This window comes from Enterobacter sp. 148H3 (genome assembly GCF_034107425.1).
Classification (GTDB): domain Bacteria; phylum Pseudomonadota; class Gammaproteobacteria; order Enterobacterales; family Enterobacteriaceae; genus Enterobacter; species Enterobacter vonholyi.
On sequence record NZ_JAWNEI010000025.1, the window covers coordinates 1 to 26,629 of the forward strand.

The 26,629-nt window shown below is 48.9% G+C and carries 27 protein-coding genes and 8 pseudogenes; 15 read left to right on the forward strand and 20 right to left on the reverse strand.

Translation table 11 applies throughout. The features are described from left to right. Nucleotides 1-323 precede the first annotated feature (323 nt). From USH94_RS21445 to USH94_RS21455, 3 genes and pseudogenes are all read left to right on the forward strand, one after another. Nucleotides 324-2,231, forward strand: coding sequence for a type IV secretory system conjugative DNA transfer family protein (locus USH94_RS21445; protein ID WP_111966012.1), 1,908 nt, complete (start codon nt 324-326; stop codon nt 2,229-2,231). A 14-nt stretch (nt 2,232-2,245) separates the two neighbouring features. Beyond that, on the forward strand, nt 2,246-2,992 hold the full coding sequence (gene mobC / locus USH94_RS21450; RefSeq protein ID WP_111966013.1) for a MobC family replication-relaxation protein: 747 nt from the start codon (nt 2,246-2,248) through the stop codon (nt 2,990-2,992). Continuing rightward, nucleotides 2,985-3,411 (forward strand): annotated as a pseudogene (locus USH94_RS21455) (phospholipase D-like domain-containing protein). The gene mobC and the pseudogene USH94_RS21455 overlap by 8 nt, the downstream one beginning before the upstream one ends. 30 nt (nt 3,412-3,441) lie before the next feature. Here USH94_RS21455 and USH94_RS21460 read toward each other — a convergent pair. Beyond that, nucleotides 3,442-3,873: a hypothetical protein gene (locus USH94_RS21460; protein WP_001776120.1), complete on the reverse strand. Its 432-nt coding sequence runs from the start codon at nt 3,871-3,873 to the stop codon at nt 3,442-3,444. Between the two features lie 446 nt (nt 3,874-4,319). Here USH94_RS21460 and USH94_RS21465 point away from each other — a divergent pair, with 446 nt between their 5' ends. Beyond that, a complete protein-coding gene (locus USH94_RS21465) occupies nt 4,320-4,559 on the forward strand; it encodes a DNA polymerase V (protein WP_111966030.1) in 240 nt (79 codons plus the stop codon). A gap of 1 nt (nt 4,560) precedes the next feature. Next, a complete protein-coding gene (locus USH94_RS21470; protein ID WP_111966014.1) occupies nt 4,561-4,941 on the forward strand; it encodes a S24 family peptidase in 381 nt (126 codons plus the stop codon). Between the two features lie 306 nt (nt 4,942-5,247). Here USH94_RS21470 and USH94_RS21475 read toward each other — a convergent pair whose 3' ends face one another. After that, nucleotides 5,248-5,790: a stationary phase growth adaptation protein gene (locus USH94_RS21475; protein ID WP_111966015.1), complete on the reverse strand. Its 543-nt coding sequence runs from the start codon at nt 5,788-5,790 to the stop codon at nt 5,248-5,250. Between the two features lie 328 nt (nt 5,791-6,118). Further along, the gene (locus USH94_RS21480; protein ID WP_111966016.1) at nt 6,119-6,616 is read right to left on the reverse strand and encodes an N-acetyltransferase; all 498 of its coding nucleotides are present in this window, start codon (nt 6,614-6,616) and stop codon (nt 6,119-6,121) included. Between the two features lie 124 nt (nt 6,617-6,740). On the opposite strand from USH94_RS21480, the gene USH94_RS21485 reads away from it, so the two are divergent. The 3 genes from USH94_RS21485 to USH94_RS21495 all read left to right on the forward strand — a co-directional run bounded on the left by USH94_RS21485 (nt 6,741) and on the right by USH94_RS21495 (nt 8,093). Further along, the gene (locus USH94_RS21485) at nt 6,741-7,424 is read left to right on the forward strand and encodes a ParA family protein (RefSeq protein ID WP_111966017.1); all 684 of its coding nucleotides are present in this window, start codon (nt 6,741-6,743) and stop codon (nt 7,422-7,424) included. Nucleotides 7,425-7,495: 71 nt separating this feature from the next. After that, nucleotides 7,496-7,768 carry a molecular chaperone gene (locus USH94_RS21490; RefSeq protein ID WP_258525070.1) on the forward strand — a complete coding sequence of 91 codons (273 nt, stop codon included), beginning with the start codon at nt 7,496-7,498 and terminating at the stop codon, nt 7,766-7,768. A gap of 106 nt (nt 7,769-7,874) precedes the next feature. Further along, a complete protein-coding gene (locus tag USH94_RS21495; RefSeq protein WP_258525071.1) occupies nt 7,875-8,093 on the forward strand; it encodes a hypothetical protein in 219 nt (72 codons plus the stop codon). 75 nt (nt 8,094-8,168) lie between these two features. Here USH94_RS21495 and USH94_RS21500 read toward each other — a convergent pair. The 7 genes and pseudogenes from USH94_RS21500 to tnpA all read right to left on the reverse strand — a co-directional run bounded on the left by USH94_RS21500 (nt 8,169) and on the right by tnpA (nt 13,583). Continuing rightward, nucleotides 8,169-8,934: pseudogene (locus USH94_RS21500) on the reverse strand (DUF4225 domain-containing protein). A gap of 837 nt (nt 8,935-9,771) precedes the next feature. Continuing rightward, nucleotides 9,772-9,957 (reverse strand): annotated as a pseudogene (locus tag USH94_RS21505) (antirestriction protein ArdA); the annotation flags it as partial. 347 nt (nt 9,958-10,304) lie between these two features. Continuing rightward, nucleotides 10,305-10,721, reverse strand: a complete 417-nt coding sequence (locus USH94_RS21510; protein WP_111966019.1) for a DUF1380 family protein — start codon at nt 10,719-10,721, stop codon at nt 10,305-10,307. Between the two features lie 47 nt (nt 10,722-10,768). Next, the gene (locus tag USH94_RS21515; RefSeq protein ID WP_414146662.1) at nt 10,769-11,017 is read right to left on the reverse strand and encodes a hypothetical protein; all 249 of its coding nucleotides are present in this window, start codon (nt 11,015-11,017) and stop codon (nt 10,769-10,771) included. 19 nt (nt 11,018-11,036) lie between these two features. Next, nucleotides 11,037-12,608, reverse strand: a complete 1,572-nt coding sequence (gene tnpC, locus USH94_RS21520; protein ID WP_111966020.1) for an IS66 family transposase — start codon at nt 12,606-12,608, stop codon at nt 11,037-11,039. A gap of 19 nt (nt 12,609-12,627) precedes the next feature. Next, nucleotides 12,628-12,975 carry an IS66 family insertion sequence element accessory protein TnpB gene (tnpB, locus tag USH94_RS21525; RefSeq protein WP_079896895.1) on the reverse strand — a complete coding sequence of 116 codons (348 nt, stop codon included), beginning with the start codon at nt 12,973-12,975 and terminating at the stop codon, nt 12,628-12,630. After that, nucleotides 12,972-13,583, reverse strand: coding sequence for an IS66-like element accessory protein TnpA (gene tnpA / locus USH94_RS21530; protein ID WP_258525072.1), 612 nt, complete (start codon nt 13,581-13,583; stop codon nt 12,972-12,974). Before tnpA ends, tnpB begins: the two co-directional genes overlap by 4 nt. A 149-nt stretch (nt 13,584-13,732) precedes the next feature. On the opposite strand from tnpA, the pseudogene umuD reads away from it, so the two are divergent. From umuD to USH94_RS21545, 3 genes and pseudogenes are all read left to right on the forward strand, one after another. After that, nucleotides 13,733-14,153, forward strand: a pseudogene (gene umuD / locus USH94_RS21535) (translesion error-prone DNA polymerase V autoproteolytic subunit). After that, a pseudogene (locus USH94_RS21540) lies at nt 14,153-14,380 on the forward strand (DNA polymerase V subunit UmuC); the annotation flags it as partial. The pseudogenes umuD and USH94_RS21540, both read left to right, overlap by 1 nt. Nucleotides 14,381-14,449: 69 nt before the next feature. Next, nucleotides 14,450-14,788, forward strand: a complete 339-nt coding sequence (locus USH94_RS21545) for a hypothetical protein (protein ID WP_111966023.1) — start codon at nt 14,450-14,452, stop codon at nt 14,786-14,788. Between the two features lie 22 nt (nt 14,789-14,810). Here the strand turns inward: USH94_RS21545 and USH94_RS21550 are convergent, their stop codons facing one another. Next, nucleotides 14,811-15,785 (reverse strand): ParB family protein, encoded by a 975-nt coding sequence (locus USH94_RS21550; RefSeq protein WP_181574064.1) that lies wholly within the window; start codon nt 15,783-15,785, stop codon nt 14,811-14,813. Next, a complete protein-coding gene (locus USH94_RS21555; protein WP_111966025.1) occupies nt 15,785-16,990 on the reverse strand; it encodes an AAA family ATPase in 1,206 nt (401 codons plus the stop codon). The genes USH94_RS21550 and USH94_RS21555 overlap by 1 nt, the downstream gene beginning before the upstream one ends. Before the next feature lie 317 nt (nt 16,991-17,307). On the opposite strand from USH94_RS21555, the pseudogene USH94_RS21560 reads away from it, so the two are divergent. Together USH94_RS21560 and USH94_RS21565 are read left to right on the forward strand one after the other, a co-directional pair. Continuing rightward, a pseudogene (locus USH94_RS21560) lies at nt 17,308-17,568 on the forward strand (recombinase family protein); the annotation flags it as partial. 177 nt (nt 17,569-17,745) lie between these two features. Further along, nucleotides 17,746-18,699: an Rpn family recombination-promoting nuclease/putative transposase gene (locus tag USH94_RS21565; RefSeq protein ID WP_111966032.1), complete on the forward strand. Its 954-nt coding sequence runs from the start codon at nt 17,746-17,748 to the stop codon at nt 18,697-18,699. A gap of 406 nt (nt 18,700-19,105) precedes the next feature. Here the strand turns inward: USH94_RS21565 and USH94_RS21570 are convergent, their stop codons facing one another. After that, on the reverse strand, nt 19,106-19,891 hold the full coding sequence (locus USH94_RS21570) for a tyrosine-type recombinase/integrase (protein WP_111966026.1): 786 nt from the start codon (nt 19,889-19,891) through the stop codon (nt 19,106-19,108). 501 nt (nt 19,892-20,392) lie between these two features. On the opposite strand from USH94_RS21570, the pseudogene vapB reads away from it, so the two are divergent. Together vapB and USH94_RS21580 are read left to right on the forward strand one after the other, a co-directional pair. Next, nucleotides 20,393-20,622 (forward strand): annotated as a pseudogene (vapB, locus tag USH94_RS21575) (type II toxin-antitoxin system VapB family antitoxin). Between the two features lie 62 nt (nt 20,623-20,684). Further along, nucleotides 20,685-20,864 (forward strand): annotated as a pseudogene (locus tag USH94_RS21580) (VapC toxin family PIN domain ribonuclease); the annotation flags it as partial. Nucleotides 20,865-21,235: 371 nt separating this feature from the next. Here USH94_RS21580 and USH94_RS21585 read toward each other — a convergent pair. The 7 genes from USH94_RS21585 to USH94_RS21615 all read right to left on the reverse strand — a co-directional run. Next, complete coding sequence (locus USH94_RS21585; RefSeq protein WP_111966028.1) at nt 21,236-21,658, reverse strand: hypothetical protein; 423 nt, start codon at nt 21,656-21,658, stop codon at nt 21,236-21,238. Beyond that, nucleotides 21,636-22,301 carry a winged helix-turn-helix domain-containing protein gene (locus USH94_RS21590; protein WP_111966029.1) on the reverse strand — a complete coding sequence of 222 codons (666 nt, stop codon included), beginning with the start codon at nt 22,299-22,301 and terminating at the stop codon, nt 21,636-21,638. The genes USH94_RS21585 and USH94_RS21590 overlap by 23 nt, the downstream gene beginning before the upstream one ends. 140 nt (nt 22,302-22,441) lie before the next feature. Beyond that, nucleotides 22,442-22,930: a hypothetical protein gene (locus USH94_RS21595; protein WP_320731332.1), complete on the reverse strand. Its 489-nt coding sequence runs from the start codon at nt 22,928-22,930 to the stop codon at nt 22,442-22,444. 17 nt (nt 22,931-22,947) lie between these two features. Continuing rightward, nucleotides 22,948-23,427, reverse strand: a complete 480-nt coding sequence (locus tag USH94_RS21600) for a hypothetical protein (protein WP_146749059.1) — start codon at nt 23,425-23,427, stop codon at nt 22,948-22,950. A 28-nt stretch (nt 23,428-23,455) separates the two neighbouring features. Next, nucleotides 23,456-23,944 carry a hypothetical protein gene (locus tag USH94_RS21605; RefSeq protein WP_320731333.1) on the reverse strand — a complete coding sequence of 163 codons (489 nt, stop codon included), beginning with the start codon at nt 23,942-23,944 and terminating at the stop codon, nt 23,456-23,458. A 17-nt stretch (nt 23,945-23,961) separates the two neighbouring features. After that, nucleotides 23,962-24,471 (reverse strand): hypothetical protein, encoded by a 510-nt coding sequence (locus USH94_RS21610; RefSeq protein WP_146749060.1) that lies wholly within the window; start codon nt 24,469-24,471, stop codon nt 23,962-23,964. Between the two features lie 23 nt (nt 24,472-24,494). After that, nucleotides 24,495-26,629, reverse strand: a 2,135-nt coding sequence (locus USH94_RS21615) for a fimbria/pilus outer membrane usher protein (protein WP_111966190.1), incomplete at its 5' end; no start/stop codon positions are given.

Genomic DNA, 26,629 nt, shown 5'->3' on the forward strand with positions numbered 1-26,629 from the left:
CGAACAAGGCGAAGAAAAAGGTCAAAACAGGCGTCTTTTAGGGGGTGGTCGCGCGTAGCGCGCGACGGTGTGGCCTCTTTTGACCTTGGGGGTTTTGGCCGGGCGTTCAGCCTGGACATTACCCCCATGCGACATGCAGTAAGGGCGTCCAGCCCGCGCGAAATGCCGCACGCCGTTAGATCGCGGGAGTATACCTCCTGCGATCATGGCCGCTTGGCGGCCACTTCTTTTGCAGCACGGAATCGGTCAGTCAGAACGGTCACAACCTGTGACCGTTCTGACTGACCGATGGTGCTGACCGAATTTAAGTGAAGGAGAATATCGTGATATTCGACAAACTGAATCATTTGCTGTCGCCGATAGCAAATGCCGTCCTGGCCTTTATCGCCTTTTTGCAGGCGCATCAGCTGGCGTTAGCGCTGCTGTCCGGCGTCATGCTGCCTTTTATATTTTCTGCGAAACACGGCGGTCAGGAAAAGCCGACGTTTCTGCAAAGGATCTTAATTCTGCTTTCTATGATCTGTTTTGTTTTCGGCACGATAGCGCCGGTGGCCGTCTGGTTTTTACAGCGCATTTATGGCCGGGAAGATATCGCCAGTCCGCCGCTGCTTACCTGGACAATGGCGCTACTGTTTACCGTCGCCGGTTTTATTCTGCACGTGGTTTTACGGCGTTTGATCTCGCCTGAATTTGATAAGGTCAAACGCGGCATGGTGAAAAAAACCAGCATGGAGCGCGACCGCAGAACTGACGTTCGCCGGGTAAAAGAAATTTTACCCGTCACCACCGAATACGATCCGATGGATTACATCGATCTGAATAAGGGGATTTTTATCGGGCTGAGCCGCGAGGGTGAGCCGCAATATATTCCGTTAAAAGAATGGCAGACCCAGCACGCCGACATTATCGGCACCACTGGTGCCGGTAAAGGCGTCGTAACCGGTATTCTGCTTTATCAGAGCATCCTCGCCGACGAGGGCGTTTTTGTTCTCGACCCCAAAAACGACGAGTGGGCACCGCACCTGTATAAAAAAGCGTGCGCGGACGCCGGAAAACCCTTTGTGCTTATCGACCTGAATAAACAGAAATACCAGATGAACCTTATCGACGGTATCACCGCCGACCATCTGGAGGAATTATTCGTGGCCGGTTTCAGTCTGGCGGAAAAAGGCGAGGCGGCGGATTTTTACCGTATCGACGACCGCAAGGCGGCGAGAACGGCGGCGCAATTCGTGAAGGATAATCCGGGCGCAACCGTGCGGGATATTTATAACGGCGATTATGTTCAGGGCATTGGCGAGACGATTAAAGCCTTTCACGGTAAAACCGAGGAGCTGGCAATGCTCAACAGCATTAACGCGCCAGGCGGTTTTGCGCTGAAGGAGATTTTCGACAAGGGCGGCTGCTGCTACATCATCGGTTCGATGCGTAACTCTAAAATCATTACCGCGCAGCGCATGATTTTAGTTCGCCTGTTCCAGCTCGCGGAATTGCGCGACCGCGTCGCGGGGAATATACGCCCCATCGCCATCTTTAAGGACGAGGTGAAATATCACCTGTCCAAACCGGCGCTCGAAGGGTTAGGCGCGGCACGCGATAAAGGCGTCCATATATTAATGGCGCACCAGTCAATTGCCGACCTGCGCGACTGTCCGGCGGATTTAAACGGCGACGCCGTGGTTGGGGCGGTCGTGGAAAACTGCAAGTTTAAGCTGGTATATAAACTTCAGGATCCAGACACCGCCGAATGGATTGCGCGCATGTCGGGCACGATTTTAGTCGATGATGAAAGCCGGAAAGTCACCACCACGGCGGTGCTGACAGAAAAAGTCGATAACGAGCGCATGCTTCGCCAGGCGGAAAGCTATTACATCGACAGCAATATGCTTCAGAACCTGCCGAAGTTCGTCAGCTATATCTTCAGCCAGAACGCGCTCGCGTTCCCGTCGTTAATCTCACCGCTCAAGGTTAAAAAAGCCCCACTGGAGCTGTTTACCCTGCCGCCGGTCGCAGTCGCTACGGTAGCAGAAGTTAAACCGGTGCTGGATCTGGATTTTGATAAAACGGCTCCGGCAGTTCCGGCACCTGACATTATTCCGGTCAGCGCAACAACCACCAAAAAACCCTCAGCAACGCCAATCCCCACTCCGCCGGTGCAACCTGACGAGGAGTGGCTGATGGCATCACAGCCCGCTCCAAATGACGAAATACATTCGTTGCTGGATTTATAAAATAAGGAGTTTCTATGCTTATTTCGTCGTATCAGGAACGTTATGCACGCAGCACTGAAAAAATTCGCGTACTGCTGAATTTTCTCAAGGAGGAAACCTACAGCGATTTTCAAATCATAAAGCTACTTTTTGATTTTAAATCTGACCGCCCTCTCTACCGGTTGCTGGAGAAGGTGGAGAAAATGGGGCTGATTCAGAAGCACGTGCATGAATCCCGCGCGTCGAGAATATCCCTGTGGGGCATTACCGCCGACGGGCTGGCCGTTATCCTCACGGCGGACGACAACATAATGCCCGCCCGCTTTGAACCCTACCGCCTGACCAGCTGGTCACTCGACCATCACCTTGATAACCAGCTAGTGCGCCTGACGCTGGAGAAGAACGGCGCGACAGGGTGGATTAACGGCGACCGTTCAACGTTCCTCAGTCAGTACAACGTCAAACACCGTCCCGACGGGCTTATCAGCCTGCCGGACGGCAGGCTGATCGCCGTTGAAACCGAACGACGTATCAAAACAAAGGCGCGCTATCAGTCCATCATGGCGAGCCACCTGCTGGCTATCAGCGATAAAAAATGGCGGTACGCGTTTTACGTCGCCCCGGACGAGGCGAAAAAGCGCGCCCTGAAGATTATTTTCGACAGCATCGCAAGCGTGATCGTGAAAAACCAGCATGTGCAACTGGAGGCAAAACACCGCGACGTTTTCCGCTTTTACACCCTCGACGAACTGAAAAGCCTGGAGCTGGACAACTATGCGTAAAACCACCCTTCTGGTGCTGGCCGCCGCCCTCTGCGTGCCCGCGTTAGCCACCGCCGCGCCCGTCCTGACGGCGGGTTTTTCGCCGTCTGACGGGCGCCCTGCTCTTGAAATCGTGCTCGGCGCCATAAACAACGCCAGGCAGAGCATTGACGTCGCGGCCTACAGCTTCACCAGTAAGCCGGTCGCGACGGCGCTCGCCGGTGCACCTTAACGGCCGTTACGCCATCATGCACAACAAGTTTATGGTGATCGACGGCAAAAACGTCCAGACCGGGTCGTTTAACTACACGGCCAGCGCCGTTTCGCGCAACGCGGAAAACGTGCTGCTGATCGAGGATGCGCCGCAGCTGGCGGAGGCGTACCAGCGAGAATTTAACCGCCTGTGGGATGAGGGCAACCCGCTGAATGCCCTGTACTGAATCAGCCCCGTCTGCGGACGGGGCTTTTTTTTACTCCACTTCCAGCCAGGCTTTGCGCCCTTCAAGATGCAGCGCTTTCAGCATGGCGATCACGTCTTCTGCTGAACGTCCGCCATAGTTGAGACGGGTCTGCTCCCCTTCAAACTCCACCACGATAATGGTGTCCAGCGTCACCGACAGCAGCTCGCGGAGATCACGTAGCGTCTGCCCTGTACTGCGTGAATGCATGCACTGGGTTATCCGGTTGGCCGCCTCCTGGCACAATCCCTCTACGGCCTCGCGATATGCCAGACGCTGATCGAGGTTGCCCTCGATGTCGCTGATCAGTTTAACCACCGCCGTTTTGACGGTTTTGATTTCAGGAAATTTCGTTTTTGGGGAGCCTGACTGCTCCAGCGGGGATACGCTGGTCGCCGGTGCAGCTTTAGGGGCGGTTGTCGGGGTGTGCAGGTTCATCGTCATGGTCGTTTCTCCGTCAGTGTGAATTTCGTCTTCGTATCGCCTGACGGTTCGGCCTGCCCGGAGTCGTTCTGGTCAGCAAGGGCGCGCAGCGTGCCATTTACCCTTGCTGACCAGGTTGTGACGGGGGACGATTACCGGAAGCTGATACGCAGGAGAAAGGCATCACAGGAGAAAATGACGATGTGCACACCCGGACTTACCGCCCCTTTAGCTGCACGGGTGAAACTGCCCTTCAGCGTCCGGAGGACAGGTAAAAAAAGCACTGACGACGTCAGTGCTGCCTTTGTGGCGTGTGGTGTTACACTGCCGCAGCCGGTCAGTTCGCCCTTCCTGAATCCGGGGGCGGTTTGTTTTCGGGGATGTTCTGACCGGCACTTCCCCATCACTTGCAGAAATTCCACCGCTCCTTGTACTGTGTGTATATACAGTATAAAGAGGTTAATCTGATGCCACGACGCTATGAAATTGACGCTGCCTGGCGTGCGGCCATCACCCGCGAACAGGATGGCCGTCAGACCGTAACGACCGCTGCCTTTGTCCGGGAGCTGCACAAGTTCAACTGGCACTGGACGCCCCGCCAGGCTAACCAGTGGATAGAAACGTATGTAACGGTGTTCCGGGAAGTCTCCCCTAATGAGGGAGAAAACCGGACGTTCCAGCTGTTTAACCCGAACGGAGGGCGCTGATATGGGGTTTCCATCACCGGCAATGGATTACCAGGAAAGCCGCCTCTCGCTGGACAGCTATTGTAAAACCGGGCGTCCGGGCGTATTCCTGTTCCGCAGCGATTGCACCTCGCTCCGGGAGGGCATCAGGCCGGGTTCGCTTCTGATCGTGGATTTCGGCGCGCGGCCGGTTGACGGCACCCTGGTGCTCTGTGTGCTGGAAGATGAATTCAGGATCATGCGTCTGCGTCTCCATCCGGCCAGATGCCTACAGGAGCTGGACAGGCCGGAGAACGTCCGCGCCTTGCCAGATAATGAGGATGAAGGTATCGAGATCAGGGGCGTGGTGACGCACATCGTTACCGATGCCAGAACGGGCGAATTTGATGATAGACCCGTCTAGACATTCGACCATTAGACTTTAGGTTCTATCAGCTTAGTATCCGCGACAACCCGCAACTGGTAAGGGTTCAAAGAGATCGTTCAGAAGTTAGCCTTTAGCTATAAGCTAAACAAGTTGGTTGCAAAACTGACTATAGCTAACTATAGTTAGGGGCAAGGAAGATAAGCAACTTCCTTAAAGGATGCAGCAGACTGAAGCAATTCAGACATCCCGCAACCATGTAAATGGTCCAGGCCAAGTCCGGTAATGGCGCTTCTGAATACCAGGTTAGTTACCCTGGCGAAACCCACCTTAAGGTGGGTTTTGTTATTTTGGAGGTTGTGGAAGTGGCTTACCGCTTAGTAAGTTGTGCGCAATGGTGTAAAAACTCACTTTTTTACCGCTTGGTTTTTCACTCACTGGATACGCACTGGTGATGTGTAAGCGTAATTTTTTCTTTTCTTTGAACGCGCTGAAAACCACGAAGTAAAACTCCGTTTCTCCGTCTCCCAGCTCAACCTCTACAACAGCATAACTACCATACCCTGCATGTATCACTTTGCACGTTCCCAGACTTTCAACGATCCGGCGAAGATGTAACTTGGCGAGGCCGTAACGCCTGTCACAAAATGGTCGCTTATCTTTCGGCGCAAAATACATCAAGGCAGCTTGTTGTTCTTCTGTCTGGTGCTCATAACCTTTGCAAAAGCAGTGAAAGGAATAGGTGACAAAAAAGGTGTAAGTTTTGTCGGGCTTACCTATTGCTGAGTGTGTGTAAGTCACTTCATGGGCATCCAGGAATGACAGATCGCGTAATGCGCCATCCGGATGCTCAAAGGCTTTCCATTTCTGAACTTCTTCTGTTTTCAATGTGTCCAGTTCCCGTTTGAATTAATCCCATCCTCACCCTGCTTCTTAAGCCGAACGTATGCTAGCACAAACGAATTTGCAGGGAGAAAGCCGACAGGCAAATTGCAGGGAAATAGCCACTATTTAACATATTGTACCTTTTGCGCACCACGCGATCAGGGTTCGTCCTGAAATGCCCTTCAACCTCCTAAAAGATCACCTTTTTAGAGTCATTTACGGCTATTTTTTGTTGCTAATTTGTTAACAAATTCAGGATTCCGGTTTCGCTTCGATTTTACGTCAAAAGCCTTCGTTTTAGTGATTATGGTGTGTTACGGTGTCACGTCATTTATAGCAAAGGTCTTCTGATCAAAACCTGCGTTCCTGATGGCAACACAGTATCGAGTGTAAATCCTCGCCTCTTGAGCATGTCGGCCATTTGTGACGAAGATGAGAAACATCTGGCTTCAAGTGGATGTTTGGCAAAAAGGTGGAGAAAGTCAGACAGGAATTGTGAAGCGATACCATCCCCTCGAAACTTTACTCCTACTCCAAAAGCCTTTATCTCAAGAAATAAAAATCCATTCGGGGCGGCCTGTGTCTGGAACCAGATATAACCAACAGGCTTATCTGTATGAAGCTCGGCTGTAATGTAAATGTAGTCGGCCATTTCCGTACCTGACTCAATCATCGCAATAGTTTTTCTAAGGCTCTCTACAAGCCCGTTAAATGATACCGGGTCTAGTAATTCCTTCGCATAATGCCCTGCCCGCGCTCCTTCCTTAAGTTCATCTGTTATAAATTGAAGGTCATCCAGTTTTATACCTCTTGAATACAATTCAATCATTGGTAACAACTCCTAGTAATCTGAAAATGACGTAATCCGATACCTAACATAACTCTACTTGAAGACAACAATCAGAAAAAGGGATAAACATACCAAAAATGTACATTAAAAGGATGATTAAGATATGAATAAAGAACATAACCCTTATGCTGGTAAAATCATCGTGGTATCTATCCCAAAAGGCGGGGTGGGTAAATCAGCGCTAAGTATGAATATTGCGCCAGATGTCGCTCCAGATGTGTTTTATGACGCTGGCCTGATATCAGCAATTACCACATTCAATAACTTCAGGGAGGATGATAAAAAATGGAACGTAATAAGGCTGAAGAACGGTGTTGATAGCGCTGAAAAATTTTCAGCGGACTTGATGGATGCTAAAGAGAAAGGTTTAACGGTGCTGGTCGATTGTGATGGTTTTGACTCTGCAATCACACGAACAGCAGTTGCCGCCGCTGATTTAATACGTTCTCCTTTCCATAATCATCCTTCGGATATTCTAGGCCTGATTGAATTTAGCCAGGTATTAGAAGAAATCTCAATCAAGATGGGCAAAACACTTAAGGCTCATATTGTGATGAATAAAGTGCATCCGTCGCGAAGCAACTTCCGCGACCTGGACGATTATTTGAAGCAGTTCAGTAATCTTGAACGCCTCGATACTGCAATCCCACTTGATAAGAGTATTCCAGCAAAATTTGGGGAAGGTCTTGGTATTGTTGAACACCTCACTACACGCCACGGACGAGCTGGAAATGCCATGCGCTCATTGTTTCTTGATATGAGAAAAGCATTGGACGAAGTACAGTAAAAACATATAATAAGTACATATCATGTACACAATAAATATCAAATAGCTGAAAAATGAGTACAAAAAAAGACATGTTAAATCGACTTTCCGGTGTTGCTAAAAGTGCACCGCTTCAGGAAAGTTCTTCAGAGTATGAGTCCACCGGCCAGCTCGACAAAACCGAAGCGAAAGGTAAAAAGTCTAAGCCGGTTCGCAAGGCTAAGAACCTCCAGATACCGGCGGATTTGTGGGAGGCATACGAAACCATCAAGAGCAACAACGCAACCTCACTTCTAATGACGGGTTACATTCTGGAAGCATTCAGGGAAAAACTGGCGAGAGACAGGGCGTTTGATAAAAATTAACCGCTTAAATATACATTTAATGTGCATTAATAACACCTAAAGAGCACATAAAACGTACTCTTTAGGTGTTTCATACAATATGTTAATCAGTTCTGAGGGCGGAAGAATGACAGTGAAAAACCAGGAACTTATAGCGGCGGGTTTTAGTAACAAAGACATAGAGAGAATCAAACGTTACCAGTCTACCGGAGATTCACAGGATAAGGTTTTGAAGGAGCTATCCAATCATTTCCTGGCTGTAGCATGGATAGCCGCAGGATTGGCAATCATTACACTGCTGACCGCATTTTTTGGCAGTGTAAGCCTGTTATTTCCTGCGTTATAGCCGTCGCCTTTCTGCTGATTCTGGTGATGCCGGTCAGACTCGGTTATAAATCATGGAAATTGCTTAAATCACATATCAGCGATTCCGATCATCGCGGGTAAGTAGCTCCAGCACAACCTTGGCACAGCCCCCCCCCCATCCCAGAACTTTCATACTCAGTTTGCCTGGCGACATGGTTTCCACCTTGCGATAGTAATCTCCGGGGAGGTAACGAAAAAGCCTCCAGGCCTCTGCTTTGCCAGTCAAGCCGAACACGCTATACACGTGGCCGCAAGGGTTGTTGCATTAAAGATTCCTAAGCCGACATCTCGACTGAACCCCATAAACTCGGCCACAGACATTGCCCCCTCTGCCAGAATACCTTCTGATGATGACTCATGCAGGAGCTGGCGAGCGACTTCTCTTGTTAGCGTATTCAGCGCATCGCCGATAAGAACGGCACCGGCAGGCATCCCTACAGGTGTCATAGTGGCGAACATAACGCCCCCAAATACGGCCTGAACGCCAGCAAGAACTACTTTTATTCCTGAAATGAAATACCCGACTATTAGGCGACAATTTTATTATTCTCAGTTACGTATTGGACTTCGGCGTAGATCCGGGCATAATCGGTCTTGAGCATGCGTGATTGTTCAATCAGATAATCATTATCAGCCCTGAGTTTTTTAAGGCAGGTAATACAGTCTTCATCGTTCCTAGCACGTCTTGCAGCTTCAAACTGTTGCATGACAACCTGTCTTATTTCATCCACGAAATTCAGGCGAGTGAATGAATCACTGAGGTGCATGGCCGCGACCATATTTCTGGTATTCACAAGTTTCCTAGCCTCGAGATTAATCATCGTGTGAGCCCACTACTGACGGTTCTGACCGGGAAAAAGAGCGATATCCATTACATCTTCCTTCTAAGAGTCCATCTGCGAATCATACAACATTGTACGGTAAGCCTAATTATTGAGCATTCAAACAGGCAATAGGGTATGCGCTTGCGCATGGAAGGCGGCTCACTGAGCTTACATATGCCACTAAGGTTAGCCGCAGATGCCCGGCAAAGCCGGTTCAGGATCAATAGGGATTCTCTATCGCCCTTCATCCTGCTAAGCCATACCCGCTATAAGCGCCACAGAATCTTCTATGAGCGGTCGGAGTTGTCACAACAAGGCTTTGCCGCAGTTGTGGCGTATCTCCGCGTTAGCGGGCCCGTAAGGGCCGCTTACGAGCGATACAGAGCAATTCTTTCAGCGACGTCATCCTGACGCATCCAGCAATGCTGGACTTGTCCAATCCTTTGTAAACCATCAGGCCAGCTGATTGCTTACAAAGGATTCCTGTCAAATGCCCCATGCTTTAGCGTGGGGAGCAACCTCTGAGGCGCGTAGCGCCGGTAGTTTTGAGTTATCCACTTTTCAAAGGGGATAACAGTAATGTTTATGTTTTATTTGCCTGCTTTTAAGTATGTAAATACTTAAAAGCTAGGCAAAAGAGTAATTGCACTCTTTCGTTTGCACTTCAGCATTACTTACCAACAGCCAGTACAGGCATTATTCACATACCCAGCTCAGAAACAGCAAAATGGGGGGATGGTTGAGGGGATTTACGGGAAGGCTGAAACGATAAGTGATGGTTTTTGTGCAGCTTTAAACTATCAACGTGACGCGTTCCCGCCAGGGGAGGCGGTTACCCTCCCAGTCCTGGAACATAAATTCGGCGTCCCTTTCATCGGCGTGCAGCGCCTGGCAGGCCTCGTAAAAATCCTCCCTGCACTCAAACTCCGTCAGGTCAAACCATTTGCCAGAAATGCTGCCGCAGTTGTATTTGTGATACGAGCCAACGTAGACAGCGGGCGTGGTGGTCGTAATGCTCATAGAAATTCCTACGTGGTCAATGTCGTCTGAGTTCCTGCTTACGCCGTGCCGACACGACAGCCCGACAGGGAGCGAAAAATGCAGGGGCGATGCATGAAGCCGCAGCGCCGGTAAACAGCGGAGAGGGTCTGGACGGTTTGCGAGCGAATATTGAGCGAGATAACGACGGGAAGAGCCGCGACAGGCATTTAAACATACGGCGACCGGGTGAACGCATCGACGTCAGTGAACCCTTGCATTTGCAGCGTTCGGGCTAAAGTAGAGGCACGGCGTAAGCCGCAGGTGGCCACATCCTTTTGCGTTGCAGGACCGGCAGAGCCAGGATTGCTCCCGGCCCTGTGGCTGCATCAGATTCGTTCCATCAGCATTCTGACATCGTGCAGTGCCTGTTTGAGGGATTCAGGCGTGGGTCGGCCCGCCTCCCATGCCTGCCCGACAAGATTTTCCAGGTCGCCTTCCTGTCGCCGCAGTACGCGCATGAGCAGCGCCACAGGAACACTTACCTCGCGAGCCACGACCTCACGGTGTCGTACCAGAAGGTCGCATACGCCTGAATTTGTAACGCCTTCCCTGCGATATACAGCCATATCCGTATTACCGGCTGTTTCCATCAGTCCCTGAATCTCGGCAGGTTCCGGCTTTACATCAAGTTCACCGCAGGCGACATAAAAAGCGTCTTCGGTCCAGACCAGCAGTATCAGCGGCTCGTCTGGTGTGAACATGTTTTCGAGCCGGGTGCAGAGTTCTTCGCGTGTTCCGTACATTTTGATTCTCCTGAGTCGTCTCTGACGGGCGTTTCCGCCCGTCCGTGTCAGTCTTTAAAGCTGGCGTCCAGCTCCAGCGCCTGCCGGTATGCTTCAAGATAAAGTGCGTTGATGCGGCAAATTGTCTGGCGGGCCAGGCGCGCCGTCAGGTTCTCCGCGTCGTAGCGGTAGCGGGATTCCAGCGCATTAAGGGTGACGCGAAGGTCGCACATGCTGTTTGCCAGTCCGGCAACATCGTCACGCAGTGCTTCATAGCCGGCGTAGCCCACGCAGTACAGCGCTTGGGTAAGCGTCACATACTGACCGTATTGACTATCAGGCCTGGGTGAGTCCAACTTTCCATGGCAGCAGATCGCGCAGCCGGTTCACCGGCCAGTCCTGGATATGACCCAGCACATAACGCAGCCACGCCTCCGGCTCCACACCATTCAGCCGGCAGGTGCCGATCAGCGAGTACAGCACTGCTGCCCGCTCTCCACCCGAGTCTGAACCGGCGAACAGCCAGTTCTTCCGGCCAAGGGCAACACCACGCAGCGCGTTCTCCGCGATGTTATTGTCTATCTCTGCCCACCCGTTGCTGCAGTACAGGTTTAACGCGTCCCACTGCTTCAGCAGGTACGCGAACGCCTTCGCCGTATCTGAGTGGCGCGACAACACCTTCATCTGCACCTGTATCCAGTCATACAGCGACTGCATCAGCGGAACGGTTTGCTCTTTTCGTACCGCCAGTCGTTCGTCTGCCGGACTGCCGCGTATCTCCGCCTCGATGGCATACAGCTTTCCGATGCGCTTCAGCGCTTCGGTTGTGATGTCGGTCGGTGTGCGGGCATGCACGTCGTAGATTTTTCTCCGCGCATGAGCCATGCAGGCCGCTTCCGTGATGCGGCCGTCTTCGTACAGCGCGTTATAGCCACCGTAAGCATCAGCCTGCAGGACACCGCTGTATCCGGCAAGGTGCTGTTGTGGATGGACGCCTTTCCGGTCCGGCGAGTACGCGAACCACACCGCCGGTGGGAGCTGCGACCCCGCGTTGCGGTCATCCCGTACGTAGACCCACAGCCGGGCCGTGCGGGTTTTGCCGCTGCCCGGCTCCTGCACCGGCACAGGGATATCGTCGGTATGCACCTTGCCCGGCATCAGCACGTACTGACGCAGCAGGTCGTACAACGGCTCCAGCAGCTCGCTGACCGCGCCGGACCAGCGCCCCAGCGTGGAACGACTCAGCTCAATGCCCTGGCGGCGGTATATCTCTGACTGACGATAGTGGGGTGTGTGCTCTGCGAACTTCGCTGTGACGATACGCGCCAGCAGACCGGGACCCGCATAGCTGCGCTCAATGGGTTTTGACAACATGGGAGCCTGAACGATGTGGTCACAGCTGCAGCAGGCCAGTTTTGGCCGCTGCGTTTCGATAATCTTAAATGCGCTGCTGATAAGTTCCAGTTGCTCCGACACGTCGCTGCCCAGCGGGCTGAGGTCCCCACCGCACGCCGGACAGGCGGTTTCTGCCGATGACAGCGTGCGGGTTTCGCGGGGAAGCGAGGCTGGTAAAGGTTTACGGGCGGAAGACTGGCGCAATGGCTGCGGGAGTACCGGGTCATGCTGTTCGCCCAGCACCTCTGCCATCTCCTCCTGCAGGGCGCTGATGCGCTCCTCTGCTTCGCGCACCTGGCGCTGCGTTTTCTCACGCAACTTTTCGGAGCTTTTGCCGAACTGCATGCGCTGCAGCTTAGCAACCAGCGCCTTCAGTCGGTTAATTTCGCTGGCGTACGCCGCCACCCGCTGTGAGAGCAGGCGGTTATATTCCGCCATTTTGCAGATGGTCGTTTGCTGCTCCTGCAGTTGCGCCCTGAGCCGGGCGTTTTCATCAGGGTATAAGGTGTCCATAACCTCACTTTACAGCAGGTTATATACGCAGGCCAGTTCGTTCTGTCCGTTGCGGGCGCTTCCAGTTAATGCCTTCCAGCAGCATGGACAGTTGCGCAGGCGTCAGGTGGATTTTTCCATCGCGGGTTACCGGCCAGACGAAGCGGCCACGTTCCAGCCTTTTGGTAAACAGGCACAGGCCGTCCCGGTCTGCCCAGAGTACTTTTATCATATCTCCACGACGTCCACGAAAGATAAACAGATGGCCACTGAACGGATCGGTGCGTAGCGTGTTCTGCACTTTCGCTGCCAGCCCGTTGAAGCTACAGCGCATATCTGTCACGCCAGCAACCAGCCAGATACGCGAACCTGCCGGAAAGCTAATCATGACTCACCATCCCTGAGCTCGATGATCAGTGCGCGCAGAAGCTCAGGGGTCAGTGGGCCGGTCAGGTTGAGGCTTCCACCCGGTAACGTCAGCCTGCAGCTAATGACCGGTGGCATATCTGTTGATACGACACCGTTTTGCCTGGGCGGAGGGACAACAGGCTCCATAGTAACCGGAATGAGAGTCGCTCTGTTGGCAGGATCCAGTAGCCCCTGACGATGCAGATTGCGCCAGTTGAACAGCAGGTTATCGTTAATGCCATGCTCGCGCGCAATTTGAGCCACACAGGCGTCTGGCTGCAGGGTCAGCTCCGCCATGCGAATTTTGAATTCCAGAGGCCAGTCAGGACGGCGTTTCTTTACGGGAAGATGAAGATTGGTCTCAAGATTGAAAGCATAAAGCTCTTCCTCCAGACGTTCAGGAGTGTATTTCTCCGGCAATGGCCAGTTAATACCGGTGCGTCGAAAGCGGGTAAACATCTTATGTATGGCAGATGAGCTAATGTTCAGTTGCTCTGCGATTTCACGGTAAGTCAGAGCCTCATTAAACCGCAGGCTCAGCGCAGTAAAGATCCAGGGTCTTCTGTTGTAAGGCGTATTTTTGTCCACGGTAGTGTCCATGTTCGCGAAAGTGTCCATGGTAGGAAACGCGGGCAAAAATAAAAGACGGTATGAATGTGACGCTTACGCGCTTGCAGGCAAACGCCCGATCAATAATTTTGTATATAAAAACAGTATTATTATAAGGAGTACGTGTCATGTTTCTTGTACGCAGCACCACCGACCCCGATCCGCTCCTGCTTCCGCTTTTTACGGAGCGCGTCTCGGCGGGCTTTCCTTCCCCGGCACAGGATTACGTCGAGGCGGAGCTGGATCTGAACGATTACTGTATCCGGAGACGCAGCTCGACTTTTTTTGTCCGGGGAACCGGCAATTCCATGACGGACATTGGGCTGCACTCCGGCGATCTGCTGGTTGTGGACAAGGCCGAGCAGCCTCAGCACGGCTGATATTGTCATTGCGGAAATAGACGGAGAGTTCACCGTGAAGCTACTGCTGTTAAAAACCCGCCCTGCTCTCCAGGCAATGAACCCTGCTTATCCCACTCTTTATCCGGAAGCCCTGCACATATTAGGTGTCGTGACAGCATTTGTGCACAAAACCCGGAGTACTGACTGATGTTTGCGCTAGCGGACGTGAGTTCATTCTATGCCAGCTGTGAGAAGGTGTTCCGGCCTGACCTCCGGGACAAAGCCGTCGTCGTCCTCAGCAATAACGACGGCTGTGTGATCGCCCGTTCCAAAGAGGCGAAGCGGCTAAAAATCGCCATGGGCGTGCCGTGGTTTCAGCTAAAAAACGCGCAGTTCCCCGAGCAGGCCATTGCCTTTTCCAGCAACTACGAGCTGTAGTAAGTTAAGTGGAATGCAACATCCTGAACTAAGCTGATCCGGTTTCCCCTGTAACAGGAGAGCAACATGATGTCAGGCAGTTCACTGTTCATCGCCAGTATGACTCTGGTTGAGCAATGGCTCGGACTTCTGATCGATTTGGGCCGGGCGGATGCCACGATTAAAGCGTATCGCGGTGCGTTTGTGCACTATTTACGCTATTGTGAGGAGAAATCCCTTTCCCCTACGGATGCCCGTTTTGACGGTTTCTCGGGTTATATCCGTCCGCAGTTGTCGGGCATGGAGCATCCGGTCGCCAGCGCCACGCTGCAGCTGCGCAGATATTCCTACAGCGAAATTGACTTGAAATTATGGCGATTTCACCTTGAAACTCTCAAAATAAACGACTTAATTACAATAGGTTAGATATGAAATCGCCGTGGAGAAATTATTGACTCAAATTTCTATCAAGGACCTCGTTGATAGCTTTGTCCAGTTCATCCTGAACCAGTTTTGACATACGGCTAAACTCATAAGTCAATGTACGCCCTTTCACACGCTTGCGTGCGAACTTGTCCTTTTCTTCAAAAGTCCAGAGTGCAGAAATTACTGACTTTTCCTTAGGAGACGGAGCTATCAATGCCTGAGAGGCCTGAGAAATCAATTTCAGTATACTGGCTTTCTGTTCGTCTTCTGGTCGCTCGTAGTCACTCACAATTGCATCATGCTGATCTGAGACAGACTGAATGAGCCCTTCAGACGTTAAGCCCTTTTCACTGAGTTTTTCATTAACCTCTAACAAAATTTTATAGTCACTAAACGACAGCTCAGACTGAACCGGGAACAGAGAAATCAATTCTTGCGGTACTGCTGCGGCCTGCAGTGCTCTGGTGACCTTAGCCTGGGATAAACCCTCCAGTTCAGCAATTTCCTTTTGATTGAATCCAGACTGTTTCAGAGCCATCAATCTTAAGCCGATCTCCCTAAGGTTATGCTCTTTAGCTGTCTGAATATCTTTAGCCAGCTGGCGAGCTTCATCTGCTGATAAAAGTTCATCGGTAACCATTACATCAAGGCCTGTACGGATATAAATCGCTGAGGCTCGCCGTCTTGAACCATCCAGTATCTCAATCCTTTCACCTTGCTGAATTCCAATACAGGGGAAGAACTGCTGAAACTTAATTGTCTGGATAATAGATTTCAGGGACTCCCTGGTCAGAGCAAGTTGATCTCGTCCGTTGGTTTCCTGGTTTACGAATGTCTTACTTCCAACGTCCGATGCAGGTACCCGAACAAATCTGAACGTTATCTTCCTGCCGGTTTTTAGGGTAAATACCTGACTTCTTTGGGTGTCAGTCATCTTGACCATTGACGCCTGGGTGTTTAACTGTCTGCCAATGGTTTTTCTTTTCTCATTCGACATCACATACCTCCGTTAGTACGAATGAATTCAATGCGATCAAATACGGCCTTCGCAAAGTCTTCCGCTGCAGATTTTGCGCTTTTAAGCGCCTCGGTGCTTCCATCATAGGTTGCTGGATTTGCGGAAATAACTGTGTCAAAAGTCTCCCCGCAGCGCTCGAAGCCATCCAGCCTCGGCAGAACCATGTCGAGCATATCGGCACCGAATACCTCTTTGGCCTGACTATGGCAAATTTTGTGATCAGGCTTGTTCAGTATTTTGGACATAAAACCGACATTTCCGATGAGATTGCAGGTGTGTCCATCCTGTTCGATCGAATCAATAAGAGCAGGAAGGCTGGCCACAAACTTCAGGGAAGAATGAAAATCCACCGTCGCCGGTGGAAGAGGGGTCAACATCAGGTCTGCCGCTCCGATGCAATTTTTCAGAAATGCATCGAGGTGAGGACCACTATCAAGGAAAATAAAGTCGTAGTCATACAGGAGCTTGTCGATAATGTTCTCTTTGAGCACTGCATGAATATTTTTCCCTGGCAGATGTTCTTCGCACAATCCCTTCCAGCCCTCGGCAAGAAATGCGTCGTCAATGGAAGCGGGAATTACATCAACGCCCGGGATAATTGATGGCACTATAAAATCAGAAAGTAATTCTTCACGCGACACGTTCTGAAGCATGGCTTGAGCAGCCGTATTTTCAACTAACCCCACTGAATTCTCATGGCTCAGGAACATTGTCAAAGATGCCTGCGGATCAAAATCAATGGCCAGAATACGCAGGTCTTCGAACAGAAGCTGGGGATGAGCCCGAAAAGCATGGGATAATGAAGCGGTTGAAACTGTCTTGGAACCACCACCTTTAAGATTACAAACGAAAATCGTGAAGGCTTTATCGAAGCGATCTCTGTACTTGGGGACTTTACGATGGAAATAGAGATCGATGACATTCTGAATCGTCATCGCGTACTTCATCGTATTGCCGGAAGGTTTCTTTTTAAAAATGTAGCCACTTGCTTCCATTTCGGCCACAGCATACTCAACACTCCCTTTGCTGAGCTTAGGCAGCTTATAGAGGGCGGCTTTGCTGTATTCCTGATAGAACTCGGTAAGCTTCAATTCCTCTTTTTGCTGGCGGATACTTTCGCTCAAGGATGTCAGAAGTTTACCTGCACGTGTGGCGACTTTCCGTAACTGCTCAATATTTTCCATTTATCACCTCATGACATTTTTTGTCATTTTGAACAAAAAGAATCATGTTTCAAGTAAAAACTCATAATATTTTGATTTTGCTCTCAACAGTTGGCGCCGTGTTTAATTTTGTTGACCCACAGCGCAAACCGTGAGTCTGTTCAGAGCTTGCATTTGAGCAGGCTAAGGGTTGGACAAGCCCGGCTAGCGCGCAAGTTTGTCACATTAAGGTATACCTGACTGGTATGTACAAAACCGGCCGGTCTCGTACAGAAAATTATGCCATGTCACTAGTTTTTACTTACTGTCGAGTCTTCACGTTTGAACAGGCAACGGAAATGGACGTGCGGAAGACAGTGGAGCAGCTGGCAGCGGCGATATTCTTGTACACTGCCTCGCGCTGGGTGGACTGGGCCTCACCAACACGACCGGAAAGATGACCATGCAGGCCATTTCGGCGGTGGCAGAGTGTGAGAAAAAATCTGCTGATTGAGCACACACATTCTGGCTTTGCAAGGGCCCGGACAGCAGGCAGCCTTGACCACCTGAAGGTGGGCGTCAGCATCAACACCGTTGCCCGCGAATTTGGTACCTCATGACAAGCCACCATTCGCCTGCGTGACGATGCAGTCAGCCCGGAGCTACCAGAATAAAGGGAAGTGGACCTAACCACCCCGGCACGTCCCCTTGAAGGAATGGCAATTCCGTTCACCACCAATATTAGCTTTTTCAAGGCTGTGATAGCATATCCGGGTCATTTTTCAGAGCCAGGGCTGATGAAGAAGAAAAACAGAACACCCACTCCCCACGATGCCACGTTCAGGCAGTTCCTGACGCAACCGGATATTGCCCAGGATTTTATGGAGCTGCATCTGCCGGCAGAACTGCGTGCCATCTGCGATCTCAGCACGCTGAAGCTGGAATCCGGCTCGTTCGTTGAGGATGATCTCCGCCAGTATTTCAGCGACGTCCTCTACAGCCTGAAAACAACAGCCGGCGACGGATATATTCATGTCCTGGTCGAGCACCAGTCAACGCCGGACAAACATATGGCTTTCCGCCTGATACGCTATGCGGTGGCCGCAATGCAGCGTCATCTGGAGGCAGGACATAAAAAACTGCCGCTGGTGATACCGGTGCTGTTCTACACGGGTAAGCGCAGCCCGTATCCGTACTCCACCCGGTGGCTGGATGAGTTTGACGATCCGGCGCTGGCAGGCAGACTCTACAGCGGTGCTTTCCCCCTGGTTGATGTTACCGTCATTCCTGATGATGAAATTGCTGGCCACCGCAGTATGGCCGCCCTGACGCTACTGCAGAAACATATCCATGAGCGGGACCTGGCTGAACTGGTCGACCAGCTGGCGCCTATTTTGCTGGCCGGATATCTGTCTTCATCGCAGGTGATATCACTGGTACACTATATAGTACAGGCTGGCGAAACATCAGACGCTGAAGCCTTTGTACGCGAACTGGCACAGCGTGTGCCGCAACACGGAGACGCACTTATGACCATCGCACAGCAGCTTGAGCAGAAGGGGATCGAGAAAGGCAGAGCTGAAGGCATTCAGCTCGGTGAACAGCGCGGTATTGAAAAAGGACGCTCAGAAGGGGAGCGCCAGGCTACCCTGAAAATAGCCCGTACTATGCTGCAGAACGGCATTGACCGCAGTACCGTCATAAAAATGACCGGTCTGACTGAAGACGACCTGGCGCAGATCCGCCACTAATCATCCTTTCCATATACTCCCTGTCTGACCGTCAGCGTAAACTGGTGGAGCAGGGAGGCATCATGTGCAGAATCCGCCCGCCAGCCACAGCGGTTCAACAGCGTCATCTAACGTTCATGCAGAGCGTATTTTAAGCGAAACAGCGGCAGAGTGACATATGAAAGCACCTGCATCCGCACCGCCAACAGGCCGGAAATGATGTTTTGCGCATACATAACGGAGCAACCAGCACCAGCAGAGTCATCGCCGAAAACCGTGAGTCTGTTCAGAACTGGCTTCTGAGCAGGCGAGGGGTTGGACAAGCCAGGCTCGCCAGGCCGCTATCAGAGAACCCACGCCATGCCCGACAACGTCAGCTGTTTCCCGGCATCCTGGTCGGGGTCACTGAAAGCAGAAGTCTGTATTTTCAGGGCGGACATCTCAGGTTTTTTTCCCCCCGCAGCAGCTCGAGCGCATCGCGTGTATCGAGCGTGAATCGCAGCTGCTGGCTGGCCGCCACATCGAGCGCAAATATCTTCGTGTATACCTCAGTGCTCTCAAACTTTTCATGACCCATGAGTCCCTGGAGCACCTTCGGATGCACATGGCCATATAAAAGATGCATCGCAAAACTGTGCCTGAACGTGTGGGGACTCACCGCAATACTGAGCTTCACCCCGTCGCGCCCGGCTGCATCCACTGCCCTGACGAGCCAGTTGCGCACGGTCCGGTCGGACACATTCCATACAGGCATCGCCCGTCGTTCACCGGTCAGGACATCTTCCTCAAACCCTTCCCTGGTACTCGCAAATAATCTCCTCATCTCTTCCACATACGCCGGATCGGACAGGGGGACGACCCGGTTGGCGCTTTTGCCTTTTTTCGGGCGGCCGCCGGCCGTGCGGCGTTGTTTGGCAGTTCGCAGGACAACATGAGGAATACTCTCACTGAGATGAAAATCCCGGCGTCTTAATGCCAGCGCTTCGTTTAACCGGGCACCGGTATTCCACAGGGTGTTCATCAGCGCATGCTGGCTCCAGTCGGGCAGGTAATAAAGAAGGGCAGAGATTTCAGGCGCAAGGAGGTATTTCGGCAGTTCCGTATAGTGTCGTGCCATCTCGCGCAGCGACAGCGCGCGGCCGTAATCAAACAGCGCGGGCTGATGTCCGTCCTGCAGGGCAGGCGCATGATCAAGAAAACCGGGCAAATTCATTACCTGACGAAACCTTGTGGTTAAAGGATGCGCTACGTGAAATCTGGCCTGGTACACCCCTGTAACCCTGCCATTTTTCACGCAGCGCAATCTGGTGAAATTCTGACGCCATTTTCGCCGCTGCGGGCCCCTGAAACCACGAAAAAAACCCGCGGAGCGTGCGATCTGAAAATGCCGATAACCAGAAATATACCATAAACCGGAAAGGGAAAGTTTGTTATGGGGACCTGAAAAGGATCCTTTCTGGATCCTTTTTGCCTGGATAAGCCCTTTCTGCGACATGAAGGGTACAACATGTTGTGGTTTCATCGAGAAGCGCCAGCTGCAGGCCCGTTTTCCTGAAATACCAGAAATCGGATCTCAGCGCAAAATGAGAGAGGAACATCTGTACATGACATATTCATATGTCGCGCATCCACATATACTTACCCTATTCCCCCCGTGCCTGGTCATCATTCTGGATATGCTCCACATATCCACCTTTATTCGGGAGAGAGAAACATGAGAACCGTATCTATTTTTAAAAACGGCAATAACCGCGCCATTCGTATGCCCCTCGACCGGGATTTTAAGGGGCGAGCGAGCTGGAGATTGTCCGAGAAGGGGACAGCATCGTCCTGCGTCCCATCCGGCCGACCTAGGGTTCATTCATCAGTCTAGAAAAAGCCGATCCAAACTTTATGGCGGCGTGCGGGGGCGTTGTCAGCGACGAAGGACGATTTAACCTGTGAACAAAACCAATATGCTCTACACAAATATCTGCTCGTTCATCATGCGCGAGTAGCCCGAAGCGGTGCTGACGCGTCTAGAGCAGGCAGTGCTGCGCCACAGTATCATTGTCCTGGCCATAACCTACTCTGACATGCGTTTTGGCGCCACCGGCCCGAAGGCCTCGCCGCGTCATGTCCAGCTGGTTGACACGTTTTCTGAGCGACCCGATACCATACCGCCCAGGGATCGCGCCGCGGTGGATTTTTCAAAATGCAGCGCATGGCTTATAAAGTCTATTTAACTAGATAAGAAAAGCTATTTTAAGAAACAATATAGAAATCATATCCTTGCCACACCATGAAAAACTAAAACAAGCTAAAATGCTTACTTCAGTGATATATAAATATTATGCCATCTCTTTAGCTACATTATGAACACACTTTATTTAAAGGGAGAAAGAATCACTGAAGGCTGGAATTTAATACTTTGGACACATTCGCAACCATTGAATCTTAATACTGTTAATACATATTGAAAAGAAATTGACTTGTAAATGAAACCTAATCATTGAACCAGTTAAATTAAATGTATGCTTATCATCTAAAATGATAAGCAAGCCTTTTAATTTAAATTTTATTTTTTTATGTTAACCGGAAATGTCATCACTGAATCATCCGGATAATCAATATCCACGATATACTTTCGATCATTAACCTTTATAAGACTGCCAACAAAAAAAACATTGTTAAATATGTAATCGGACGTTTCGTTATTGGTTGGAATTTTAATAGCATACCCACTAACTTTGACAAGGTAAATTGTATTTGAATAGGTTCCCATAATGAATTTATTGTAATATTTTCCACCTGAGTTTTTATCCCATGTATATACTGAAAGCAACCCAGCCCTACACTGGCCTAAATTTACAACATTGTTACTATCACTTTTAAATTTAAAATTACAGCCAAGATTTAATAAAAACCCCCTAAATGGGAACAAAACAAAGATAATACATAAAAAAAACAAAAGTGATTTATTTAACTTTATAGAAGACATAACCTTTTCCTTCTATCCATCCGTAAAAATATTCCTCTCCAGGTTGATGCTGTATTGATATATCTCGCTCCTCAATTACCTCAGCACCGCAAAAACGAGTACCAGAGAAATCATTACAATACACAACTGGGCTAAATCTATCCATTATATATGTTAGGACAATACAAAAGACTAAGCAACCAAAAAGGATTATGATGGGCCTAGGTTCAAATGTTGTGCCACCTGTTTTTTCCTGTTTAGATTCATTTATATCCGCATGTCCATCATTAGCAAGTTTAATAATATGACCAACTTTTGGTTGTTCATTTAGATCTGTGTCTTTTATATCGTGAATAATTAACGAGACCGTTTTTTTCTCGAGCCTAAACCCCATTTTAGGTATTGTTTCCAACGCGCTACCTTGACCTGCAACACTTAATATTGCTCTTATTTTTTTTATCGCTATATTTAAAGAGTTTGGTACAACAAGCCGTCCTTTCCAACCAGCCTGAATAAGTTCATCCTTACTGCAAACCTGTCCTTCATTATGTATCATATGGCAAAGAATATTTCGCTCACTAAAATTTAAACGGCCTATTAAGGATCCTGAAAAATACATTCTTCCGGATATTTCATCTAAATGAAGGCCCTCTAAATTGTTCATATAAACCTCACACCACTATAAATAAAACCAATATAACTTTATTAAGATAGCATAACAAATATAAATAATCCACAAGCCATAAATTAAACTGAACAATAAAAAGCCCCATAATAATGGGGCTTTGAAAATCAAAAAAAAGGTTACGGAACGTAGTTGTAGGAGGTGACCGTAGCCGTATACGAGCCGGCGGCAACAGTCTGATCAGAGGCCATAGTCAGTACCGCCGACATCTGGTTAGATTGCTCGGTTGAGTAAACCAGACTGTCCGCTACACTCGTCATCAGATTTGGGTTCTGCTGTTTATCCAGAGCTGCGAGCAGAGTGTTCGACCCGCTTCCTGTCATTGTAAAAGTACAGGCGTTTGTATCGCAGGTCGCATTCTGCGGTTTGAGAGCCAGGGTGCCAGTGAGGTTTAAACCGTTCACACTAAATGTACCCAGAGTCACACCCTTCAACACGCTACCTGAGGCCAGTGAAGAGGCAGGTGTAAACGAGAAGCTAGTTGAAGCAGGAGCTGACACTACCACTGGTTGTGTGTAGGTCGAAGTGCCGGTAACTGCCGCAAAGGCGGATACGGAACCCAGCAGCACCATACCAAGCGCTGAATTAATAACAGTTTTCTTGTTCATATAATTATTTCCTTTTCTCATTTCCAGACGCCAGCAGTTACATCAATGTTGTAGTTACCAGCGATAAGCTGGGTTCCGGCAGGAACTGTCGCAACAAATGTGTATTGGCTATCTGGTGTGGATGAATAAATATAACCTGTCGTTATATCAGCTGTAGTGTTAGGGTTGTCATTAGTTGACAAGGAAACCACACCCAGACCATTTATAACTTGGGTTGTACCATCCACAGCCGGAGACCCTGAAGACAGTTTAATAGCAGCATTGCCAGTCAGAGAATTCAGATTGACTGTAAATGAGGCTACCGGAGTAACGGTATTTGTAGTCGTGGCTAGCAATGGATAAGCACTACCAGACACATTTACTGCCAAAGGTTCAAAAAATGTAGTAGAGATTCCGGCGGTTGACGAGCCATTAATGGTAGTGGCTGCCCATGCTGAAGTACTTGATAGCAACGCCGCAAGCAGCAGAACCTTGCCCAGAGTATTTGTTTGCTTCATACATATTTCCTTTGTTGTGTAAAAAAGGTTACGGAACGTAGTTGTAGGAGGTGACCGTAGCCGTATACGAGCCGGCGGCAACAGTCTGATCAGAGGCCATAGTCAGTACCGCCGACATCTGGGATGATTGCTCGGTTGAGTAAACCAGACTGTCCGCTACACTCGTCATCAGATTTGGGTTCTGCTGTTTATCCAGAGCTGCGAGCAAAGTGTTCGACCCGCTTCCTGTCATTGTAAAAGTACAGGCGTTTGTATCGCAGGTCGCATTCTGCGGTTTGAGAGCCAGGGTGCCAGTGAGGTTTAAACCGTTCACACTAAATGTACCCAGAGTCACACCCTTCAACACGCTACCTGAGGCCAGTGAAGAGGCAGGTGTAAACGAGAAGCTAGTTGAAGCAGGAGCTGACACTACCACTGGTTGTGTGTAGGTCGAAGTGCCGGTAACTGCCGCAAAGGCGGATACGGAACCCAGCAGCACCATACCAAGCGCTGAATTAATAACAGTTTTCTTGTTCATATAATTATTTCCTTTTCTCAGTTCCAGACGCCAGCAGTTACATCAATGTTGTAGGTACCAGCAGGAATATTAGTATTACCAGCTTTGGTGATGAGGAACGTGTAAGGTGAATTCGAGGTATTACTGTGAGCATAAATATCGGCAGCAGGAGCGGTGCTACAAGTTGTTCCTGGGTTATAAGCATTTGCCGTTCCACAGCTAATTTCAATAGTTCCTAACCCTGTGGTACTGTTCAGTGGACCTGTAGTGGTCGTTGTACCAGCGGACTGTGAAGTGAATTTAATCGCGGCGTTTCCAGTAACACCGTTAGGATCAACAGTAATTTGTGCAATCTTAACACCAGTACCGTTGTTTCCTGAAGTAAGTGGAAACGCAGAGCCGGTAATTTTTACAGTGGCAGGCGCGAAAAAGGACACAGCAATTGTATTTGATGACGAACCATTCATTGTAGTCGCTGCCCACGCTGATGTTCCAGATAGAGCTGCTGCAACGAGCAGAACTTTCCCAATAATTTTTACTTGTTTCATATGTACTCCATATAGATATATAGTTAATTACAATCAGAATTTATCTTAATTAAACCAGAATCAGTTTTGGCGTTAGATAAATCGAATATCACATCACATTGCTTTGATAAATCCCCCCCCCATTTAACAATAATTTTACCTTTATTAGGTACACCAGTGAGATATACAACTCCATTCTCATCAACTACACCAGCACCAGAGGACTCGCCATCAAAAGAGGCAATAGCACCGAAAGGTATAGATCGTCCTTTAGAACTCATTAACTTCAACAAGACTCTGTTTCCAATGCGGGTTTTAAACTTAGCATTAACCACAGCACCTTTAGTTGGTATAACTTTCTCATCAGTTTGAAGTATTTCTGCATTGTCACTTAATCCTTCAGGATCAAGGCTAATCAAATTTTCATTATAAGCTCTCAGATTAGATTGAACTGCATAGCCTTTAGAGTCTGTTTTAAGACCTGGCATACCAATTAATTTAACGCCTGACGCACCTTTAGCCTCAACTAGAGAAATGGTGTCTCCGAATGGCTGAGAAAAAGTTATTCCATCAGCATGAATTAACAATCCACCGGATGCATCAATTCCGTACTGTTTATTATTTTTATTGAAACTATAAATACCACCAACATTACCGCGAGGGCCATACCAGCTCGCATTGAATGTGCTATCATGAATTCGTGAATCAATGTCTTGGGTACGACTTTGTCGCAAACTCCAATCTAGTTGCTGATCAAAGCTATGTCCATTAATAGCAAGTTCATGCTTTGGGCTACCCGATGACGGCGAAACATACTGGTAACTAGCAGTATTCGCTCCCCCCGCATAAGTTCGTCCAAAAGGAATACTAACCCATAGACTTGAAATCCGGTCATGAAGTTTACCAGTGCCAGTTCTAGAAGATACGTTATCATTATAAGTAATCATTGCACTTACAGAGCCAATCATAAAGTTATAGCTCGTTCCTAATGATTCTTGATCGTATTTGTTAGAAAACGCCGTCTTTTTAGTAAAATAAACACTAAGTGCTCCATATTGTCCTAAAGATTGCCCTAGAGAAAATATAGATAAACGTTTAGCATTTCCTACTTTAACCATATCTGAAAAACTATCATATGAAGCAACATGGCTAGAAAAATCCGAAAAGCCATCCGTAAATTTTTGTACGTCAATAGAAAAATTTGAACCTGTTGATTCTATAAATTTATTATACCGTAATCTCTTCGATAAACCATTCTGCTTACCTGCGTTATCTTTCGATGCGTGTGTATATATTGAATCATAAGAAAGAGCACCCAGTAAACCAAATGACTTCCCAGCCCCTAAAGCAATGGAATTATAAGTATCAGCAATCTGTACCCCACCCAAAGCAGTTAAAGAATAAGGTAATCCATAGGTTAAGTTAGCTTGACTAAATCTCATATCTTCTGAGGAAGATCTAACAATACCATACTTACCAGCAATAAATTGATAGGAATAATATCCCTCACGTATAGAAATCGCAGGTGATGAAAAAGGAATATTTAGTATTTGTTTCTGCCCATCACTTTCAAATACTGTAACTATTAATTCTCCACCATAACTACTCGGTATATCTTCTAAGCTGAAAGCACCAGCAGGTACGTTTGTTTTATATATGACATTGCCATTTTGAGATACTTCAATCCTGGCGTTAGTTTTAGCAGTGCCCTTGATAGCAGGAGTATAGTTTTTTTGCGAACCTGGAATCATGAATTCATCAGACCCAACATAAACACCAGTAAATGGAAAACTGGGGAAAATTTCAGGAGGAGAATTAAGCTCACCTAAAAGAAGACGACTGTTAATATTATTTAGTCCTTTTTCAGCATAGCTACTTCCTCTCTGGAAAAAACGATCATTACCAGTTTTAACCCAAGAGGAAGTATTTCTGAATCGCCACGACCCTATATTCACCCCAGGCTTAATCTGAAGAAATGAAGAATCATATTGTGATGAATCATTAATTGAACTAACGTTTCTGGAAAAAGAATATGAATAATTTAGCAATGCTGCTGTAACACCCTCATTCCATAATGCTTTGTCAACCATATTACCAAAAGATGTTTTTATATATATCTGAGGAATATTAATAAACAACTGTTGATTATAAAAATCAAATTTTACTTCAGCATTTGGGA